Genomic DNA, 19,568 nt, shown 5'->3' on the forward strand with positions numbered 1-19,568 from the left:
CTCCATGTTCCCTTGGTTTGCGGGGCGCCAGCCGGTCACACCCGCTATCTGCAAGCGTAGGTGCTGGCCCGAATGCCGTCGAACGCCTACTCGCTGACCTGGAACGCCACCCGCGCCGTCTCGCCGCTTTCATCCAGCGCGCTGAGCTCGGCCTGTCCGGCCTGCGGCAAGCGGACCAGCAGGCTGTCCTGCCCCTGGGTTTCGCCCAAGGGCTGGCCATTGAGGAACCACCAGCGCCGCCCTCCGCCGCCCAAGGCCGATACATAGAGTTGCAACGGCTCGCTGCTGGTGGCCGGGCGGCGCAGGTTGTCGCCGGGGCGCACGCCGACGATCGACAGCGGCGGTGCGCTGGCCGGCACCTGCGGCGGGCAGGCCGGGTCGATGGTCGGCAGGCGCGCCGCGCGCCGCTCGACACGGGGTAGCCAGGGCTCCAGCGGGGCCGGCCACAACGCGATGTCACGGGCCTTGGCGCTTGGGCAGCTACCATCCACGCGCAGTCCCTGCTCGTTGACCCACACGCGCTCACGCAGGCCCAGGCCCAGCGGCTGATCGGCAGCTTGCAGGGTTGGCGGCGTGGTGCCATCCAGGGTCCAGGCAAAACGCTGACGTCGGCAGTTGGGGTCCTGCTTGCTCATCGGCTGGCCCAGCGGCCAACAGATCGCCGCCACCCCGATATTCGCCGGTACTCGCTCCACCGGCACGCTGATGCCGCGCTGGCTGTCGCGGTTGCTCAGCAGGTCATGCACCTGCAGCATCAGTGGCGCCGCGGAGGCCAGGCCAAACTGGCCGGGTACCGGCGTGCCATCGGGGCGGCCGATCCACACGCCGATCAGGTAGCGCGGGCCCACGCCAATCGACCAGGCGTCGCGAAAGCCATAGCTGGTGCCTGTTTTCCAGGCCAGTTGCGGGCGCTGAACCAGTTCGGCATGCGGGTCGCGGTCGGGGCGTGCCTGGCCACTGAGAATGCGCCGGATGATCCACGCCGCGCCAGGCGATAGCAGGCGCCGTTCAATCAGCGGATCCTGCGGTTGCAAGCGCACCCTCGCGCTGTTGCCTCCGCGCGCGAAGGCTGCATAACCACCCACCAAGTCTTCCAGACGGCTACCGGCGCCACCGAGGATCAACGACAGGTTGGGCTCGGCCAGCGGCGGTAGTATCAGCGGCATACCCGCCATTCGCAGTTGCGCGGCAAAGCGTTTCGGGCCGTAGGCCTCCAGCAATTGCACTGCCGGCAAGTTGAGTGACAAGGCCAGCGCCGAACTGGCCGACACCGGCCCACTGAAGCCCATGGAGAAGTTACCGGGCCGGTAGTCGCCATAGCGGCGTGGCACGTCCTGCAGCAGCGATTCGGAATGGATCAGGCCATCATCCAACGCCATGCCGTACAGGAACGGCTTGAGCGTAGAGCCGGGTGAACGTAGCGAACGCACCATGTCGACATGCCCGAAGCGACGCTCATCGGCCAGGTCGATCGAGCCCAGGTAGGCACGCACCGCCATGGTCTGCGCCTCGACCACCAGGATGGCTGCCGAGGTACGCTCCGGCAGGCGCGCACGCCAACCCAGCAGCAGGTCTTCCAGGCGCCGCTGCAGTGCCGCATCAAGGGTGGTGCGGATCAGCGGCGGGCTGTCGGCACTGTTCAGCCTTCTGGCGAGCAAGGGCGCCAAGGCTGGCTCCTGGCGTGGTGCCAGCACCAGCGGCTCTTCGGCTGCCTCGCGGATCTGCTGCGCAGGCCATACCTGGTATTCGGCCAGGCGCTGCAGCACCTTGTCGCGGGCACGCTGGGCACGCGCGGGATGGCGGTCCGGCCGTAGCCGGCTGGGCGCTTGTGGCAGTACCGCCAGCAGCGCTGCTTCGGCCGGGGTCAGGTGCATGGGTGATTTGCCCAGGTACGCCCAGCTGGCTGCGGCAACGCCCTGCAAGGTGCCGCCAAAGGGTGCGCGGTCAAGGTAGATCTGCAGGATTTCGCGCTTGGACAGATACCACTCCAGCTGCGCCGTACGCCACAGTTGGCGCAGTTTGCCAGTCAGGGTACGTTCATGCGGGTCGAGCAGCCGTGCCACCTGCATCGACAGCGTGCTGCCGCCCGACACCACGCGTCCGCCGCGCAGGTTCAGCCAGGCGGCTCGGGCCAGGGCCAGCGGGTTGACCCCTGGATGGCGGTAGAACCAACGGTCCTCGTAAGTCAGCAAGGCCTGCAGGTACAACGGCGAGACTTCGTCAGGGCTGACCGGGTAGCGCCAGACACCCTCGGCATCGGCAAAGCGCCACAACGGCGTGCCGTCTTCGGCCACCACCACCCGGGCCAGGTCGTCGCCCGGCATGGGCAGCGGCCAGATGCGGTCAGCCAGCCACACCAGGCCACACAGCACCAGCAAGCCGATTACCGTGGCACGCAACCACTTGCCCGCACGGGTGCACGGCCGCGCTAAGCTTGGCATCGGGAACCGACCTGGCCAGGTGATGGCCAAAGGCTTGGGAACGGCAACCTCGCCGAATCGTTCATCAGGAAACAACTATGCATGTAGAAGGTTTTTTCGAGTGGCTTGGCCAGGCACTGGGGTCGTTGATCCGCTTCATCGTCGACGCATTGAGCGGGCTGTTCAACCTGCTGGCCAATGCTGGCGGCAATTTCATCGACGGCCTGGCGCGCACGCTGGGCATGGACACCTCGCTGCTCAGCATCCTGGCCCTGATCGTCGGCCTGATGCTGCTGTACTCGGCCATCCGCGCGTTCATGCGCGCCTCGATCATCCTCGGGATCATCTGGCTGGTGCTGGGGTTGTGGGTAATGAGCTGGGTGATTCACTGATGGTAGAGCTGCCCTGCGCGACCCTGTGGATGCGCAGGGCAGATTCTTACCGGGCTTTTACGGTCATCTCCCCTTGCCCATCCCCCACAGCCTGCAGGTTCGGCCGGTACATCGACTCAACCTGCGGCGGCGGCACGCGGTAGGTGCCCGGGGTCACCGCCCGCGCCAGGTACAACAGGTGGGTGGTGCCGTAGCCGTCGAGCTTGAGCGCGGCAACATAACGGTCATCACGGTACTCCTGGTGCACCACGCTGGCGTTCTGCATCGACTCGCGCCATTCCTTCACCGCGGTGCTGGCGTTGTCCAGGCTGGCGGCACTCTGCGCCAGGTTCTGGTTTTCCAGCTCCAGGCCTGCAGGCAGCAAGTCCACCACCAAGGCATCCGGCACGCGGTCTTCGGCCTTGAGTGCCAGGTGCACCAGCACCAGGTCGCCGCTGCGCAGGTTATGCAGGTCCAATGGCTGGCCATTCATGCCCAGGTACTCACGGCGAATCTGCATTCCATTGCCGCCGGCCGCAGGCGCCTGACGGGGGTAACCGGACAAGGTCAGCTGCTGGTACAGCGTCTCGCTGCCCTCGTTCTGCACGCTCAGCGGCGAAGCCAGCAACGGGCCTTCCAGCTTCATGCCGGCTTCGGCATTGTTGAACTCGCGCACCTCGCCAGCGCTGTCCAGGCGGGCCTGCCACTTGCCTTCCGGCTTGCCCAACAGGCCACGGCCGGCAAGGAACAGTGCATTGCGCTCCTGGGTCGACAACCAGCGGTTGGCCGCCAGTTCGTCCGACAAGGCGAACAGCCGCTGGTCGACCTGGCTGCTGGCCAGATTGCTCTCCTGCAACAAGGCCAAGATCAACGCCTGATCACGCAGTGCGCTGCCGTAGTCCGCCATCCAGCCTTTGCCACGGCTGATGCCAAGGCCCGCCTGCAAAGCCTGCTCGGCTCGCGGCTTGTCGCCCATCTTGTCCAGTGCCACTGCCAGTTGTACCAGCGGCAAGCCGGAACGCGCATCGGCACGGCGCTCGAACAGGCCACGCAAGGCACCCAACGGCGCCTGCTGGCTGCGTGACAGCACCAGCGCTGCATAGGCCTGCACGGCGAAGCGGGTGTGGTCGGCGTTTTCGCTGTAGTCCACTTCGATCAGGTTGCGCTCTTGCAGGTAGCGCAGCAGGCGCTCGCTGGCCTTCTTCAGCGCCTCGGCCGGCACGCCGTAACCCTGGTCACGGGCACGCAGCAGGAAGTCGGTGACATAGGCAGTCAGCCAGTACTCTTCTTCGCTGTCCGAACTCCACAGGCCAAAGCTGCCGTTGTAGCGCTGCATGCCCAACAGGTGCTCGATGCCCATCTCGATCTTGCGCTTGCGCACGTCTGCCGGCTCGCCCTTGATGCCCAGGCGCTTGAGGCTCTCGGCATCGGCGTACAACGACGGGTAAAGGCCACTGGTGGTCTGCTCAAGGCAACCGTAGGGGTAGGCTTCCAGGGCGCGAATCTGCTCCGCCAGGTTCAGCGGTGGCCGGCTCGACAAGGCCAGGCTGGCTTCCAGGCCAGGCTCGAAGGCCGCCAGGTCTGCTTCAGGCAAGGTCCAGGGCTGGTCTTTCAAGGCCACGCGGTAGTGTTTGAGCATCGCCGGGTAGGCCGGGCGCACGCCCAACGTCCACTCCCGTTCGAACGCGGTGGTCGGCTCGTTTGGCAGTTGCAGACCTGTGACCCGCACATGCACCTTGCCTTGCCCCAGGCCGCCCTGGGCCTGCACCGGGATCATCAGTGTCGAACGCTGGCCTTCAGTCAGGGCTACGTTCTGCACGGCACTGGCCACGAGGCCAAGCTGCCCCTCGGTGGTGATTTCAACATTCAGCTGCTGAGCGCGGCCCGACAGGTTGGCCAAATCCAGCGCCAGACTGGTGCGGTCGCCTCCGGCCAGGAAGCGCGGCGCCGAGAGTTCGGCAATCAGCGGTGCGGCAACCACGGTCTTGCCTTCGGCCATGCCGAAGTGTTCTTCGGTCCAGGCCTGGGCCATCAGCCGCAGCTCGCCGTTGAAGTCGGGGATATCGACCGTGGCCTCGCCCTCGCCCTTGTCGTCCAGAGTCACCGGCAGGCTCTGCCGGGCGACGATGGTCACCGTGGTATTAGGGCGCTTGCCCCCTTTGGCCATGGCCGCGTCACCACCAAACGCCAGGCTGGCCAGGCGGCCCTGCCCGGCTTCGATCAGCTGGCCGTAGATGTCCAGTTGGTCGGCACCGTAGGCCTTGCGACCGAACAGGCTGGCGAACGGGTCGGGGGTTTTGAAGTCGGTAATGTTGAGGATGCCCACGTCCACCGCCGACAACAGCACATGCACCTGCTTGGGCACGCTGCCATCCGCATTGGCTGCCTTCACCTTCACGGTCAGCGGCTGTTTCGGGCGCATTTTCTCCGGTGCCTGCAGGCTCACCGCCAACTTGCGCTCGGCGCGGTCCAGCGGCAGGTGCAGCACACCCACCGAACGCTTGGGCGTGGCGTTGGCCTTGCGCTCTCCCGGGCGGATCACCAGCGCGCTGATGTACAGGTCGTGGCGGGCCCAGGCTTTGTCCAGCTGCACATCGAAGGTCTTGCCCTCGGCGGGCACGTCGATTTCCTGCCACCACAGCGGGCCATCACTGGACTCGATCATCAGGTAGCCGCTACCTGCGGCAGGCGGGGTGACGGTGACCTTGGCCGTGGCACCGTCGGCGTAGGACGGTTTGTCCAGCGCCAGCTTGACCTGGTCGGGGCGTACGGCACCGCCTTCAGCGTTGTCCTGGGCGCGGTAGCCGGCCCAGAAGCGTTCGCTGGAAACCAAGCCAGTTTGCGGGTCTTCCACCTCGACGCGGTAAGGGCCCCATTCAACCTGGAAGCTCAGCTTGGCAGTGGAGCCGGCCTTGACGCTGACCGTCTCTTCGCTCTGGGTAAGAAATTTTTCGTTGTAGGCGTAGCTCCAGCCGTCGCTCTGCGAGTAGTTCCAGTAGTAGTCGCGGCGTTCACGAACCAACCGCACCTTGAGGTCATCGGCCGCCAGCTTGTTGCCATCGCGGTCGGCCACCAGGACCTCGAATTCCACCGGCCCGTCACTGTCGGTTTCCTCGCCATCGAACAGGCCACGCAGGCCCGGCAAGCGCTCGGCTGGCCAGATCGGCTGCTCCAGGCGCCGGGTGATCGGACGGCCACCCGACTCCTGCAAGCTGGCTTGCACGGTCAGTTGCAGCGGCGAGCGGGCTTCGGCCCAGCGGCTTTCGATATCGACCACCGCCTTGCCCGCCTGGTCGAGGGTGACTTCGTCCAATTCCAGATCCTGGTTCAGTTCGGTTTCGGTGACCGAACCGAACTGGTAGCCCGGCAGAGCGGGCACCGCCTCGCGCAGCGGGCGAACATAGGCCTGGCCACTCAGGCGATTACCGGCAGCCGGGGCGCCATAGAGGTAACGGCCATTGACCTGGATGCGCGCATCCTCATCCGGCGACAGTGGCGTGCTGCTGCCCTTCAGCTCCAGGGCCAGGCGCTCAGGCAGGAAGTCTTCGACGAGGAACTCATACACCTGCTTGCGCCCGCCGCCCAGGTCGAGCAGCAACTGCCAGCGCCCGGTCGGGGCTTCGGTGGCCAGTTGCAGCTGGTATTGGTACAAGCCATTGCTGTCGGCTTCCCAGACGAACTTGCGGCTGACCTGCTCATCCGGGCGGCGCACTTCAACGCTGACGGGTTGGGCTTTGACGGGTTTGCCGTCCTGGTCGCGCAGCAGGCCGTTGAGCAGCACGGTTTCGCCTGGGCGATACAGGTCACGCGGGCCGAAGATGAAAAACTGCAGCGGGTTGGCCTGGGGGCCGGTGATGTCGAATTCGGCCAGGTCCAGCGCGGCGGTGTTCAGGCGCAGCAGGGTGGTGTGCACACCTTGGGTGGCGATCAGGGTATCGGCCTTGGGGGTGATCGGCAGTTGGGCGTGGCCTTTGCCATCGGTGCTGGCCTGGGCCAGCAACTTGCCCTTCTCGTCATGGATTTCGAGATTGACGCCGCTCAACGCCTTGCCGCCTTCCAGCGCCTGCGCGAACACGTCCAGGCGGTCGCGGTAACGGTGTGCCGACACGCCGATGTCACTGAGGGTGAACAGGGTCGCCGGCTGCGAGTAGTCATAGGTGCCCGAGGCGCGCATCACTGCCAGGTACACGCCCGGATCCTGCAGTGGCTTGATGCCGGCGATGGGCAGTAGCACGGTTTCGCGGGTGTTACGGGCGGGGTTGAGGTCGAAGCGGCCGCTGTAGACCAGCTCGGCCATGTCCAGGGTTTCCTTGGACTGGTAGTAGTACAGGCTGCTGTTGCGCCCCCAGTTGGCCAGGAAGGCCGAGAGCATTTCCGGCTTCACCCGGAAGAACTCGACATCGACCTTGTCGACGTTGAGGGCAATCACCGGCAGCCCTTCGGCCAGGCGCGTGGGCAGCAGCGAACCACGACTGGCAAAGCCGATGGTCGGCTGCATGTCGCGGGTTTCCAGCTGGGTGACCGACTCGCTGTCCAGTTGCTTGCCGTTGACCGCGAGCAGGCCCTTGTCCACGGTCAGCACCAGCTTGCGCTGTGGTTCCAGGTGGCGCAGGCGCAGTTCCATCTGGTTGTCGGAGAGTTCCCAGGCGCCGTCGAGTTTGCCTTTGACGGTGTCGACCAGGTGCACCTTGGTGGCGAAATCCTGTTTGGCATCCAGCGGTGCGGAGAAGCTGATCGACAGCGTGGCCGCGCCATCGAGCTGCACTTCGGATACGTCCAGCACCGTGAGTTCGCGGCCCTCGTAGCGCTTGGCGAGCACGGCGGGGTCTTCGCGTTTGGGGGCAGCGGCTTCGGCGGGCGCTGTAGCGACAGGCTTCTGCGCCGGCGCAGGTTTGTCTGGCGTGGAAGAGTCACAGGCACTGAGCAAGGCCAGCGCGCAGGCCAGCAACAATCCTTTGTTGAACATGGAGTAGGAACTCTTTGGCAGCGTGTACGTGAGGGCAGCAACTATAGCGCAAGGTCGGGTGCAACACCCGGCGCTGCGCGCAAGCTGAGACCATGGTCGCGCTAAATGGTTGCCTGGTCGTTACACTAGCGCATTCGTTGAAGCGGGGCCGCTTCGCGCCCCATCGCCGGCAAGCCAGCTCCCACAGGTATTGCACAGGCCTCAAGGCTTGTGGTGACCCTGTGGGAGCTGGCTTGCCGGCGATGGGGCGCATAGCGGCCCCCGATTGACCAAGGACTCCAATGTCGCAACTGACCACCGACTGGCGCCACCGCCCCACCCACCGCAAGGTCTGGGCGCTGGCCGCGCCGATGATCCTGTCCAACATCTCCGTACCCCTGGTGGCCCTGGTCGACAGCGCGGTCATCGGCCACCTCCCCCACGCCCACCAGCTGGGCGCCGTGGCCGTGGGCGCCACGCTGTTCACCTTCATGGTCGGCCTGATGGGCTTCCTGCGAATGGGCTCCACCGGTTTCGCCGCCCAGGCCGCCGGCCGAGGTGACGGCGCAGCGCTGCGCCAGGTGCTGGTCCAAGGGCTGCTGCTGGCGGTCGGCTTCGCCCTGCTGATTGGCCTGCTGGCCCTGCCGTTCAGCCAGCTGGCACTGCAGGCGATGCAACCCAGCGCCGCCCTTCAGCAATCCACTGAAGACTTCTTTCATACCCGCCTGCTGGGCCTGCCTGCGGCACTGGCCAGCTACGCGCTGGTCGGCTGGTTCCTGGGCACCCAGAACGCCCGGGCACCGCTGGCCATTCTGCTGACCACCAACCTGCTGAACATCATCCTGAACCTGTGGTTCGTCCTGGGGCTGGACTGGGGGGTGCTGGGTTCGGCGCGGGCGTCGGTGATTGCAGAATGGAGTGCCGCCCTGCTGGGCCTGGCCCTGACACGCCCGGCGCTGCGGGCTTACCCAGGGCAGATCGTGTGGGCAACGCTCAAACGCTGGCAGGCCTGGCGACCGCTACTGTCGGTCAACCGCGACATCTTCCTGCGCAGCCTGGCGCTGCAACTGGTATTCCTGCTGATTACCGTACAAGGCGCACGCCTGGGCGAGGCCACCGTAGCGGCCAACGCCCTGCTACTCAACGGCCTGCTGCTGACCGCCTACGCGCTTGATGGCCTGGCGCATGCGGTCGAAGCCCTGTGCGGCCACGCCATCGGCGCCCGCGACCGGGATACCCTGCGCCGCTCGCTGGTGGTCGCGTGTGGCTGGTCGCTGATTACCAGCCTGGGATTTGCCGCACTGTTCCTGCTGGGTGGGCACCTGTTTATTGACTTGCAGACCGATATCGAGAGCGTGCGGGCGGCGGCTTATCCGTACTTGCCGTACCTGGCACTGCTGCCCTTGATTGCGGTGTGGAGTTATTTGCTGGACGGTTTGTTCATCGGTGCGACCCGGGCGCGGGAGATGCGCAATGCGATGTTGGTGTCAGTCGCGATTGCACTGCCGGTGGCGGTAGGCATGAGCGGATTCGGCAACCATGGGTTGTGGTTGGCGTTTCTCGGGTTCATGGGGTTGCGGGCGGTGACGCTGGGATGGGTGGGGTGGCGACTGCAGCAGAGCGGTGAGTGGATTCGGTGATGCAAGGGCCGCTCCCACCCCTGTGGGAGCGACCCTGGCAATTAAGAAGACAGGTACGAAGACCGGGTCAGCCCAAGACGCAACGCATCCAGGAACTGGGTCCGCTCACGCGCAGTAATCTTGGCACTGGCCACCTTGTCACGGTAATGGGTCATCAACTCCTCCGGCGACAGGTGCACATAGCGCAGCATGTCTTCGATGGTGTCGTGGGTTTCGATACCGGCGTGATACACGCTGCCATCGGCATTCTGGTAGATGTTCACCGAATCGGTATCACCGAACAGGTTGTGCATGTCTCCCAGGATTTCCTGGTAGGCACCCACCAGGAACACGCCCAGCAAGTAGTCCTCGCCCTCTTTCACCGCGTGCACCGGCATGCTGGTCTCGATGCTCTGCTCGTCGACGTACTGGTTGATCTTGCCGTCGGAGTCGCAGGTCAGGTCCTGCAGCACGGCGCGGCGCATCGGCTCTTCGTCCAGGCGGTGCAGCGGGATGATTGGCAGCACCTGGCCGATGGCCCAGGTGTCCGGCAGGCTCTGGAACACCGAGAAGTTGCAGATGTACTTGTCGGCAAGCTTGTCGTTCAGCTCGTCCAGCACCTGGCGGTGCGAGCGCTGGCGGGCCTTGAGCGAGTTGTGCAGGCGGCGGCACACGGCAAAGTAGCACTGCTCGGCCAGGGCTTTCTCGCCCAGGGTGATCTTGCCATCGGCATACTGCGCCGCCACGTCACCCATGTAGTGGGTGGCACGCCAGTAAGTCTCGGTCACCATCTCGATGTCGGTCGGGCCCAGCAGGTCGACCAGCCACTGCACGGTCTCGGGCAGGGCTTCCTTGTTCTCGATGGTCGGCACGTCGTCGTTGTGTTTCTCGACGTCGGTGACCTGGATCACCAGCATGGCGTGGTGCGCGGTCAACGAACGGCCACTCTCGGAGAAGATGTGCGGGTGCGGCAGGCCCTGCGCGTCGCAGAACTCCTTGAGCATGCCCACCACCACGCCGGCATAGTCGTCCATGTCGTAGTTGATGGAACTGGCATTGCGCGAGTGGGTACCGTCGTAGTCCACGCCCAGTCCACCGCCCACGTCGATGTGGTCCACCGGCAGGCCCAACGCACGCAGCTCACCGTAGTAACGGATGGCTTCCTTGAAGCCGTGCTGGTAGTCGGCCAGGTTGGCGATCTGCGAGCCCATGTGGAAGTGCAGCAGGCGGATGCCCTGGTCCAGGCCAGCATCGCGGAAGCGCTGTACCACGGAGAGCAACTGGGCGGCAGACAAACCGAACTTGGACTTTTCACCACCGGTGTCGGCCCACTTGCTCGAAGCCAGCGACGACAGGCGCACGCGCAGGCCGACCTGGGGTTTCACCTTGAGCTCGGCGGCTTCTTCGATCACCAGAGCCACTTCCGACTCTTTCTCGATGACGATGAACACGTTGTGGCCCAGCTTCTGGCCCATCAGTGCCAGGCGGATGAACTCGCGGTCCTTGTAGCCGTTGCAGACGATGGTGCCGCCCTTTGGCGCCAGTGCCAGCACGGCCAGCAGCTCGGGCTTGGAGCCGGCTTCCAGGCCAATCGACACGTTCTGCGTGGCGATGATGTTTTCCACCACGGCTTCTTGCTGGTTGACCTTGATCGGGTACAGCGCGGTGTACTTGCTCTGGTATTCCAGGCGCGCGATGTTGGCGTCGAACGCGCCGGTCAGCTGGCGAACGCGGTCCTGCAGAATGTCGGGGAAGCGTACCAACAGTGGCAGCGACAGGCCGCTCTGACGCAGTTCGTCGACCTGTTCAAACAGGTCGATCGGCGCGCTCTTGGGGCCGTTGGGGCGCACTTCGACGCGCCCGGCTTCATTGATGGCGAAATAACCAGCGCCCCAATGGCGGATGCCATAAACACTGCGGCTGTCGGCCACGGTCCATTGGCTACCATCGTCTTTGCGTGTGCGTCGTACGGACATTCAAGTCCCCTATAGATAAGTCGAAGACACTGCCCCGCAGGCAGCGGAGCGAGTGTAAAAGCTGAAAATGACGATTCATCCGTGCCCAGGCATAGACCTTGACCACGGGAACGAGTTTAGAAAGCGCTGGGCAAAAAATCGCGCGATGGCCTCAGCCGCCGGACTTTTTCGCCTTGAAACCCTGTTTGGTCAGCTCGCCGATCAACAGCTCGACATGGTCGCCCTGGATCTCGATCACTCCGTCCTTCAGGGCGCCGCCGGTACCACAGCGACGCTTGAGCGTGGTCGCCAGCTCCTTGAGCTGGTCGAGCGGCAGCGGCACGCCGGTGACGGTGGTCACGGTCTTGCCGCCACGGCCTTTGCTCTCACGGCGCACACGGGCAATGCCGTCGCCTTCGGGGATGATTTGTTGCTTGCAGATGCAGGCGTCCACCGGCTGGCCACAGTCGGGGCAGTGTCGACCGGCATCGGTGGAGTACACGAGACCGCCAAGGGCGGAAAAGGAAGAAGCTTTCTTGGCCACTTTTGTTCCTCTGTGCTGAGGACAAAAACTGGTCGTGCCTTGGGGTAGAGGCCGACCGCGAAGCCCCACTCTGGCAGGGGCGGCGCTACTGCCGCAAGATCCTGCGACAGCCCGAAAAGGGCGCGCAGTTTAACGATAAATGGGGCGGTTGCTAAGTACTGGATTGCGGCATTTTGCGAATGTTTTGCGACCATCCGGCCAATGGGGCTGCTTTTCAGCCCCAGCTTTACTTCAGGCTGGCCTTGTAGCGCTGTAGCGCCGCCAAGGAGTCCGGGCAGTAAGGCTTCGTCAGGCTTTCCTCTTCAGCCAGCTCAAGGCTGACAAAGCGCGCCTCAATCACCTCTTCCGGCTGCAAGCGCAACGGCGCATCCGACACCGCCGAATACACCGCACACCACAACCGGTTGTCGGGCTGGTCAAAATAGAACCGCTCGTGAAACCGCAGTTCCACCCCTTCAATGCCCAACTCCTCGGCCAGCTCACGCGCCGCCGATTCGGCATAACCCTCACCGGCTGTCACCATGCCGCCCGCCGCCACATCCCAGTACCCCGGGTACAGCGCTTTGCTCAAGGTCCGCCGGTGCACGCACAACTCACCGGCGCTGTTGAACAACAGGATGAACGTGCAACGCCCGATCAAACCCCGCTCGCGCAGTTCAGCACGCTGCAACGCCCCAAGCACCTGGTCGGCTTCGTCCACCCAGGTGACCTGTTCGCGGTCGGAAGCCGCCCGGTGGGCGGCCTCGTTTGGGCTGATGGCCATTATCAACCCTGCGACAGCAGCTGACGCAGGTCGATGACCGCAGCGTTAGCCCGGGAAATGTAGTTGGCCATGACCAGCGAGTGGTTGGCCCACATGCCGAAGCCACTGCCGTTGAGCACCATCGGGCTCCACAGCGGCTCTTGCGAGGCTTCCAGCTCACGAATGATCTGACGCACGCTGACCGTGGCGTTCTTCTTCGCCAGCACGTCGGCAAAGTCCACCTCGATGGCGCGCAGCAGGTGCGACAGCGCCCAGGCCTGGCCACGGGCTTCGTAGAACACGTTGTCGATCTGCAGCCATGGGGTTTCCACCAGCTCTTCGTCCACCTGCGGCGCCTGGCCGGCAACCACCGACTCGGTCTTCAGCGTGGAGTTCAGCTTCACCCGGCCAACGCTGGCCGACAGGCGCTGCGACAGCGAACCCAGGCGGGTAGCCACGTCACCCAGCCAGTTGTTCAGGTTGTCGGCACGAGTGTAGAAGATCGCGCCCTTGTCGCCGGCAGCCAGACGGGTCTGGTAGCGGGCCAGCGACTTGATGCCCTCTTCGAACTCCGACTCGCTCGATGGCAAGATCCAGCTCTTGTTGTCGAAGTTGAAGCGCGGCTCGGCCTTTGCCAGGTCCGCGTCCTCGGTGGACTGCGACTGCGAACGGGCAAAGTCCTTGCGCAAGGCGCGGGACAGGTCGCGTACCTGGACCAGCACGCCGTATTCCCAGCTCGGCATGTTGTCCATCCACAGCCCGGGCGGGAAGCGGTCGTTGGAAATGTAGCCGCCCGGCTTGTTCAGCAAGGTGCCGGCCACGGTCTTGAGGGTTTCGAGGGTGGTATAACCCACCACCATCTGCTGGCCGGTGCGCTCGGCAGCGGCCTGGGCATTCTGCTGCACCGGGAACAGCGCAGGCTCCTGGCTCCAGTACCAGCCCAGGCCGATACACACCAGCAGGTACAACCCGATCAGGGTCCCCAGGGCACGGCTCCAAAGGCCGCCAAGGTAGCTACGGGCAGCAGCGCCGCGGCCATCGACACGCTCGCGGGGCTCGGCTTTGGCCTCGCGGTTTTTCCAGTCCAGCATGGCTTTGTCCTTAATCAGTCACGACGGTTCAGGGGCTTGGACCACAGGCCTGCGCCAGGGTGCCACGGCAAGCCCGTGTGGCAGCACTATAAAGCAGACACCACCGTACGCATAAGCGACCATTCGGTCAGCAACTGAATATTCGTTCTGGCCGCTTTGTTGATGCAGGGCACTCACGTATTCGGAAAGAGCTGCTAGCATAGAGCCATCATTGCCCCTGCACACCCCAACCTATAAGTAGCCAGGACATGAGCAAAGCAGTCGAGCCGAGCCCGCAGTGCCCCGCCCAGCAGCTGACGCGTAGCGGCCTGCGCAAGGATGACCCGCTCGACCAGGTGCTGCTGCCGCCCCTGCGCAAACCGGTGTACATCCTGCTGCAGGACCACGAGCGCGCCCAGCGCCTGGCCCAGCAGCTGGAATTCTTCGGCCTGGTGGTGCAAGCGCTGCCCAGCGCTGCGGCGCTCTGCGCTTCGATCAACGAATACCCACCCTCGGCCATCATCATGGACGTCGACTTCACCGGTGCCGGCCAAGGCTTGCTGCTGGCCGCCCGGGTGCAGCAGGCGCTGGCGCAACCTGTTCCGCTGCTGTTCTTCAGCCACCACGAAGCCGACACCCCGACCCGCCTGGCCGCCGTGCGCGCGGGTGGCCAGGATTTTCTCACCGGCAGCCTGGAGGCTTCCAGCCTGCTGGAAAAAGTCGAACTGCTGACCCACATCACCCAGCAAGACCCGCTGCGCGTGCTGATCATCGACGACTCACGCACCCAGGCCCTTTACACCGAGCGCGTGCTGGCCGGTGCCGGAATGGTAACCCGCAGCCTGACCGACCCGATCCGTACCATGGCGGAGCTTGCCGACTTCCAGCCCGACCTGATCATTCTCGACCTGTACATGCCAGCCTGTACCGGCCCGGAGCTGGCCAAGGTTATTCGCCACAGCGACCGCTACGTGAGCGTGCCGATCATCTACCTGTCTGCTGAAGACGACCTGGACAAACAGCTGGACGCCATGAGCGAAGGCGGTGATGACTTCCTGACCAAACCGTTTCGCTCACGCCACCTGATCACCACCGTGCGCAACCGTGCCGCCCGTGCCCGGCACCTGAAGGCGCGCATGGTGCGCGACAGCCTGACCGGGCTGTACAACCACACCCACATCCTGCAACTGCTGGAAGACTGCAGCTTCCGCGCCCGCCGTGAACAGCAACCGTTGAGCTTTGCCATGCTCGACATCGACCATTTCAAGAAGATCAACGACCGCCATGGCCACCCCATGGGCGACCGGGTGATCAAGAGCCTGGCCCTGTTTCTCAAGCAGCGCTTGCGCAAGACCGACTTCATCGGCCGCTACGGCGGCGAGGAGTTCGCCATTGTCATGCCCAACACCGCGCTGGACGCAGCACACAAGGTGCTGGACGAAATCCGCCGGCGCTTTGCCGATATTCTCTACCCGGCGCAACCTCGGGATTTGCAGTGCACGTTCAGTGCCGGGGTGGTGCAGCTGGATGACGGGCTCGATGCGCTGACCATGGCCAGTGCGGCGGACGAGGCGCTGTACCGGGCCAAGCATGCCGGGCGTAACTGTGTAGTGCGGGTAGAACCCTGATCAGTTTCACCAGTACAGGCACTGTGCCACTTTTTTCTGACGCCAGCCCCTTGTCGTCATCACCCGGTCACAAAATCGCAATAACTTCAGGCGCCTACCTCTACTCCCCTGCGCAGGAAGTTCGCGGCTATGCGCCTGAAGTGGCTGACCAATTTCAACACCCTGTTGCTGGTGACCGTGTGTCTCGCCTTGGGCGCCACCTTGTGGTGGTCGCAGCGCGCCCTCGAGCGCCCCTACCAGATGATGGAGCGCTACCTGGGCCTGTCCCAGCAGTTTCAGAACCAGGCGGCACGCAACATCCAGGCGTACCTGGCCAGCGGCGACGCCCTGCGCCATGCCGCCGCCATGGAGGCCAACCAGCAGTTGCAGGCCGCCCTGGCCGAATGGCCCGTTGAGCTGGCCGACACATTACGCCCAAGCCTGAACAGCCTGCAGGCCTTCACCGCCAATGAGCTGCTGGCCGCTGGCAAGCTGGCCGGCGACCCACAAGCCCTGCTGCTGCAGGCCGAGCGGGAGCTGGGGGCCAACGTCGAGCAACTGGCCGGCTACGCCCGCGACAGTGGCAGTGCGGATGCCAACCGTTACTGGCAGCCATTGCTCGACGCCACCGTGCACCTGAGCCGCCTTTCGCTGGCCCGGGACAAACTGGTCAACAGCGGCCGCCCGGAGCTTGCCGACGAGGTGGAGCGCGAGCTGCAACTGATCCGCGCCCAGGCTCAAGCCATCGATGCCTTGCCCTTGCTTGGCGTAACCCGCGCCGCCGAGTCCGGTGCCGACGACTTCGCCGCGATGATGGGCCTTGAGACCCAGGCCAATGCCCAGCAGGAAGACATCGCGGTTGGCCTGAAGCGTGAACTGCAAAGCCTGCTGAGCCGCTACCCGGCTGAATTGCAGCGCACCCGCGAACAGATCGAACGCCGCGGCGCCCTGGCCGCCAGCACTAATCAACGCCTGGAGGCCGTGCAGCTAGCCATCGCAGCATTGGAACCCGAAGTGCGTGGCCAGCATGCGAAAATTGCCGCCGAGGTGCGCATCATCCAGGGTTTGATGATTGGCTTGATCCTGCTGATCGCCTTGTTGATCGACACCCTGCAGCGCCGTCTGACGCGTACCCTCACCGGCCTGGCACCCGCCTTGTCGCGGTGGGCCGAAGGCGACTTCGCCCAAGGTATCACCCTGGGCAAGACCAACCGCGAACTGCGCGACATCCAGGAGTCGCTCAACCGCCTGCGCCAGTACCTGGTGGAACTGGTCGGTACCATCCGCCACAACGCCGAACAAGTGGCGGGCAGCAGCCACGCGCTGGCCGGTATGAGCGCCGCCCTGCACGACGGCGCCGAACGCCAGGCGGGCGATACCGGGCAGATCCGCGACGCCTTGGGCGAACTGGAAGCGACCATTCAGCAAGTGGCAGGTGATGCCAGCGCCGCCGCCGACGCCAGCCGCGATGCCGGGCGTGCAGTGGAACAAGGCCAGGCGGTGATCGGCCAGAGCCTGTCAGGTTTGCGTGAACTGGTTGATGAAGTGCAAGGCAACGCCCGCATGATCGAGCAACTGGCGGAAGAGTCGGCCACCATCGGCGGGGTACTGACGGTGATCCGCTCGATTGCCGAGCAAACCAACCTGCTGGCGCTGAACGCCGCCATCGAAGCGGCGCGTGCGGGTGAGATGGGCCGTGGCTTTGCCGTGGTAGCCGATGAAGTGCGCTCGCTGGCGCAACGCACCACGGGGGCTACCGGCGAGATTCAGGCACTGATCGACCGCCTGCAGCAAGCCGCGAGAAGTTCGGTGGCAGGGATGCGTGCGCAGCTTGAGCATGCCGAGGCCACAGCCAACCAGGCCCAAGCGGCGGATGGCGCGCTGGACGAGATTGTCTGTGCCATTCGCACCATCTCGGATACTGCCGTGCGGATTGCCGATGTCACGGCGCAGCAGAGCGGCGCGGTGAGTGAGATTCGCGACCACAGCGAACGGATTCATGAGTTGGGTGAAGACAACCTGCAGCGCATTGGCGAGGGGCGTGAGCAAGGGGAACAGCTGCTGAGCCTGGGCGGCGAGCTGAACCGGGCGGTGGGGGCGTTCAGAGTTTGAGGAAGCATTCGCGATACCTGTGGGAGCGGGCATGCCCGCGAACACCGGCGCAGCCGGTGCCATCCATCGCGTCGCCTGCTTCGCGGGCTCGCCCGCTCCCACAGTGATCGTGAAAAGGCCGACACACGCATAGTATCTTCAGCGGCCATGTGTCGCCCCCTGAGCCCACATGGCCCCATCCCCCACCAACTCCGCTATCATGCCCGGCACGTTCCACCTCGCGAGTCCGCCATGCGCCGCCTGTTTTTCCTGCTGTTCCTGCTGCTGGCCAGCCCTGCCTTCGCCACGGGCCTGCTCGACAACCGCCCCAGCGCCACCCTCGGGGCCGCTTCGCTGTCCAACAACGCCGACTTCCTGCCGGTGCACGAGGCCTTCAAGCTCAGCCTGATCCAGGCCGATGCGCACACCCTCAAGCTGCGCTTCGTCGCCACCGAGGGCTACTACCTCTACCGCCACCGCTTCCAGTTCCGCACCGAGCCGGCCGACATTGCCCTGGGCACGCCCAACATCCCCAAAGGCGAGGCCAAGCACGATGAGTTCTTCGGCGACGTCGAGGTGTACCACGGCATGGTCGACATCGAACTGCCATGCACCGACCCGCGCGCCTTCACCCTGCTGGTGGGCTACCAGGGCTGCGCCGACAAGGGCCTGTGCTACCCACCGGAAACCGAACGCCTGAGCATCGATGGCGAAAGCAGCGCAAATACGCCGGGCGCTGCCGAACACGCCTGGAACTGGAAATCACTGCTGCTGTTCTTCCTTGCCGGGGTCGGCCTGACCTTCACCCCGTGCGTGCTGCCGATGCTGCCGATCCTGTCTGGCGTGGTGCTGCGTGGCCAGGTCGGCGGCCTGCGCGGGCTGGCACTATCGCTGGCCTACGTGCTGCCGATGGCGGCCAGCTTCGCCGTACTCGGCGCGCTGATGGGCCTGTTCGGTGCCGGCCTTAACCTGCAAGCCCGTCTGCAATCGGCCTGGGTGCTGGTGCCGTTCGCGCTGTTCTTCGTGGTGTTCGCCTTGGCCATGTTCGGCCTGTTCGAACTCAAGCTGCCGCAGGCCCTGAGCAACCGCCTGAACAACGTCGCCAACCACACCCGGGGTGGCTCGCTGCTCGGCGCGGCCGTGCTCGGCGTGCTCTCCAGCCTGCTGGTTTCGCCATGCGTGTCCGCCCCTCTGGCCGGTGCCCTGCTGTACATCAGCGCCAGCGGCGATGCCGTGGGCGGCGCACTCAAGCTGTTTGCCCTAGGCCTCGGCATGGGCGCGCCATTGCTGCTGGTAGCCACCGGTGGCGCAGCCTGGCTGCCCAAAAGCGGCCCCTGGATGAATACCGTAAAAAACGCCATCGGTGTCCTGCTGCTGGGGCTGGCCATCGGCTTGCTCAGCCGCGTGCTGCCGGGCCCGGTGACCTTGCTGCTGGTCGGTTTCCTCGCCGCTGGCGTGGCGCTGTTCCTCGGCGCCCTGGAGTTCGTCGTAAAAAGCGCACGCCAGCGCCTGGCCCAACTGCTGGGCCTGGGCTTGCTGGTCTACGCCCTGGCGTGCTGGTATGGCGCGCTGAGTGGCCAAGGCGACCCGCTGCGCCCGCTGCCGGTTGCAACACTGGCGGCCAGCAGCAACAGCCCGGCGGCAAAGGCGGATGCCTGGCAAACCATCACCACCCCCGCCGCACTGGACGCAGCGCTGGCCCAGGCCAAGGCGGCCGGCCAGCCCGTGCTGCTGGACTGGTACGCCGACTGGTGCATCAGCTGCAAGGTGATCGAGCATGAAGTGCTGAACGCGCCACAGGTGCAAACGCAGCTGACCGGCTTCAAGTTGCTGCGTTTCGACATCACCGAGAGCAATGCCGAGCAACGCACGCTGCTCGACCGCTATCAGCTGTTCGGCCCCCCTGCCTTGCTCTTCTTTGCCGCGAACGGCAGCGAAATGACCGCCGATCGGGTGATTGGCGAGATAAACGCCGGTGAATTTGCGCAAATTCTGACACGCGTGCGCGGCAAAGTCGGTCTATAACTTCCCCCGTGCCGGGAAAAATCCTGAAATAGGTGACCAGATTTAATTATTTGGTCACATACTTCGCGCGAATCTCGGACATCGTGCTGGCTACTGCCGGGAACTGGACACCTGCCGTCGCTTTGCGGCACACTCGCCGCGCTGTGTCGAATTGCCCTACAAATCCAAGGAATCCGCAG

At 64.8% G+C, this 19,568-nt stretch carries 11 protein-coding genes; 5 read left to right on the forward strand and 6 right to left on the reverse strand.

Annotated features, from left to right (window positions below; all coding sequences use genetic code 11):
• Positions 1-86: 86 nt before the first annotated feature.
• The gene (gene pbpC, locus N436_RS19255) at positions 87-2,441 is read right to left on the reverse strand and encodes a peptidoglycan glycosyltransferase PbpC (protein ID WP_110741745.1); all 2,355 of its coding nucleotides are present in this window, start codon (positions 2,439-2,441) and stop codon (positions 87-89) included.
• Positions 2,442-2,518: 77 nt separating this feature from the next.
• Here pbpC and N436_RS19260 point away from each other — a divergent pair, with 77 nt between their 5' ends.
• Positions 2,519-2,812, forward strand: a complete 294-nt coding sequence (locus tag N436_RS19260; protein WP_016715405.1) for a hypothetical protein — start codon at positions 2,519-2,521, stop codon at positions 2,810-2,812.
• Positions 2,813-2,858: 46 nt separating this feature from the next.
• Here the strand turns inward: N436_RS19260 and N436_RS19265 are convergent, their stop codons facing one another.
• A complete protein-coding gene (locus N436_RS19265; protein ID WP_110741746.1) occupies positions 2,859-7,757 on the reverse strand; it encodes an alpha-2-macroglobulin in 4,899 nt (1,632 codons plus the stop codon).
• Between the two features lie 281 nt (positions 7,758-8,038).
• Here N436_RS19265 and N436_RS19270 point away from each other — a divergent pair, with 281 nt between their 5' ends.
• Positions 8,039-9,376 carry an MATE family efflux transporter gene (locus N436_RS19270; protein WP_110741747.1) on the forward strand — a complete coding sequence of 446 codons (1,338 nt, stop codon included), beginning with the start codon at positions 8,039-8,041 and terminating at the stop codon, positions 9,374-9,376.
• Positions 9,377-9,417: 41 nt separating this feature from the next.
• Here N436_RS19270 and speA read toward each other — a convergent pair whose 3' ends face one another.
• The 4 genes from speA to N436_RS19290 all read right to left on the reverse strand — a co-directional run bounded on the left by speA (position 9,418) and on the right by N436_RS19290 (position 13,687).
• On the reverse strand, positions 9,418-11,331 hold the full coding sequence (gene speA, locus N436_RS19275; RefSeq protein ID WP_016715402.1) for an arginine decarboxylase: 1,914 nt from the start codon (positions 11,329-11,331) through the stop codon (positions 9,418-9,420).
• A 151-nt stretch (positions 11,332-11,482) separates the two neighbouring features.
• Positions 11,483-11,854, reverse strand: a complete 372-nt coding sequence (locus tag N436_RS19280; protein ID WP_025754639.1) for a translation initiation factor Sui1 — start codon at positions 11,852-11,854, stop codon at positions 11,483-11,485.
• A 226-nt stretch (positions 11,855-12,080) separates the two neighbouring features.
• Positions 12,081-12,617: an NUDIX hydrolase gene (locus N436_RS19285; RefSeq protein ID WP_110741748.1), complete on the reverse strand. Its 537-nt coding sequence runs from the start codon at positions 12,615-12,617 to the stop codon at positions 12,081-12,083.
• 2 nt (positions 12,618-12,619) lie between these two features.
• On the reverse strand, positions 12,620-13,687 hold the full coding sequence (locus tag N436_RS19290) for a DUF2333 family protein (RefSeq protein ID WP_105948281.1): 1,068 nt from the start codon (positions 13,685-13,687) through the stop codon (positions 12,620-12,622).
• A 248-nt stretch (positions 13,688-13,935) separates the two neighbouring features.
• Between N436_RS19290 and N436_RS19295 the strand changes: the two genes are divergently transcribed.
• The 3 genes from N436_RS19295 to N436_RS19305 all read left to right on the forward strand — a co-directional run bounded on the left by N436_RS19295 (position 13,936) and on the right by N436_RS19305 (position 19,389).
• Entirely contained in the window at positions 13,936-15,294 is a 1,359-nt protein-coding gene (locus N436_RS19295; RefSeq protein ID WP_110741749.1) for a diguanylate cyclase, read from the forward strand.
• A 1,311-nt stretch (positions 15,295-16,605) separates the two neighbouring features.
• Positions 16,606-17,385, forward strand: a complete 780-nt coding sequence (locus N436_RS29020; RefSeq protein WP_371920922.1) for a methyl-accepting chemotaxis protein — start codon at positions 16,606-16,608, stop codon at positions 17,383-17,385.
• Between the two features lie 231 nt (positions 17,386-17,616).
• Complete coding sequence (locus N436_RS19305) at positions 17,617-19,389, forward strand: protein-disulfide reductase DsbD (RefSeq protein WP_110741751.1); 1,773 nt, start codon at positions 17,617-17,619, stop codon at positions 19,387-19,389.
• Positions 19,390-19,568: the final 179 nt, after the last annotated feature.

Source organism: Pseudomonas sp. RV120224-01b (assembly GCF_003208145.1).
GTDB classification, from domain to species: domain Bacteria; phylum Pseudomonadota; class Gammaproteobacteria; order Pseudomonadales; family Pseudomonadaceae; genus Aquipseudomonas; species Aquipseudomonas monteilii.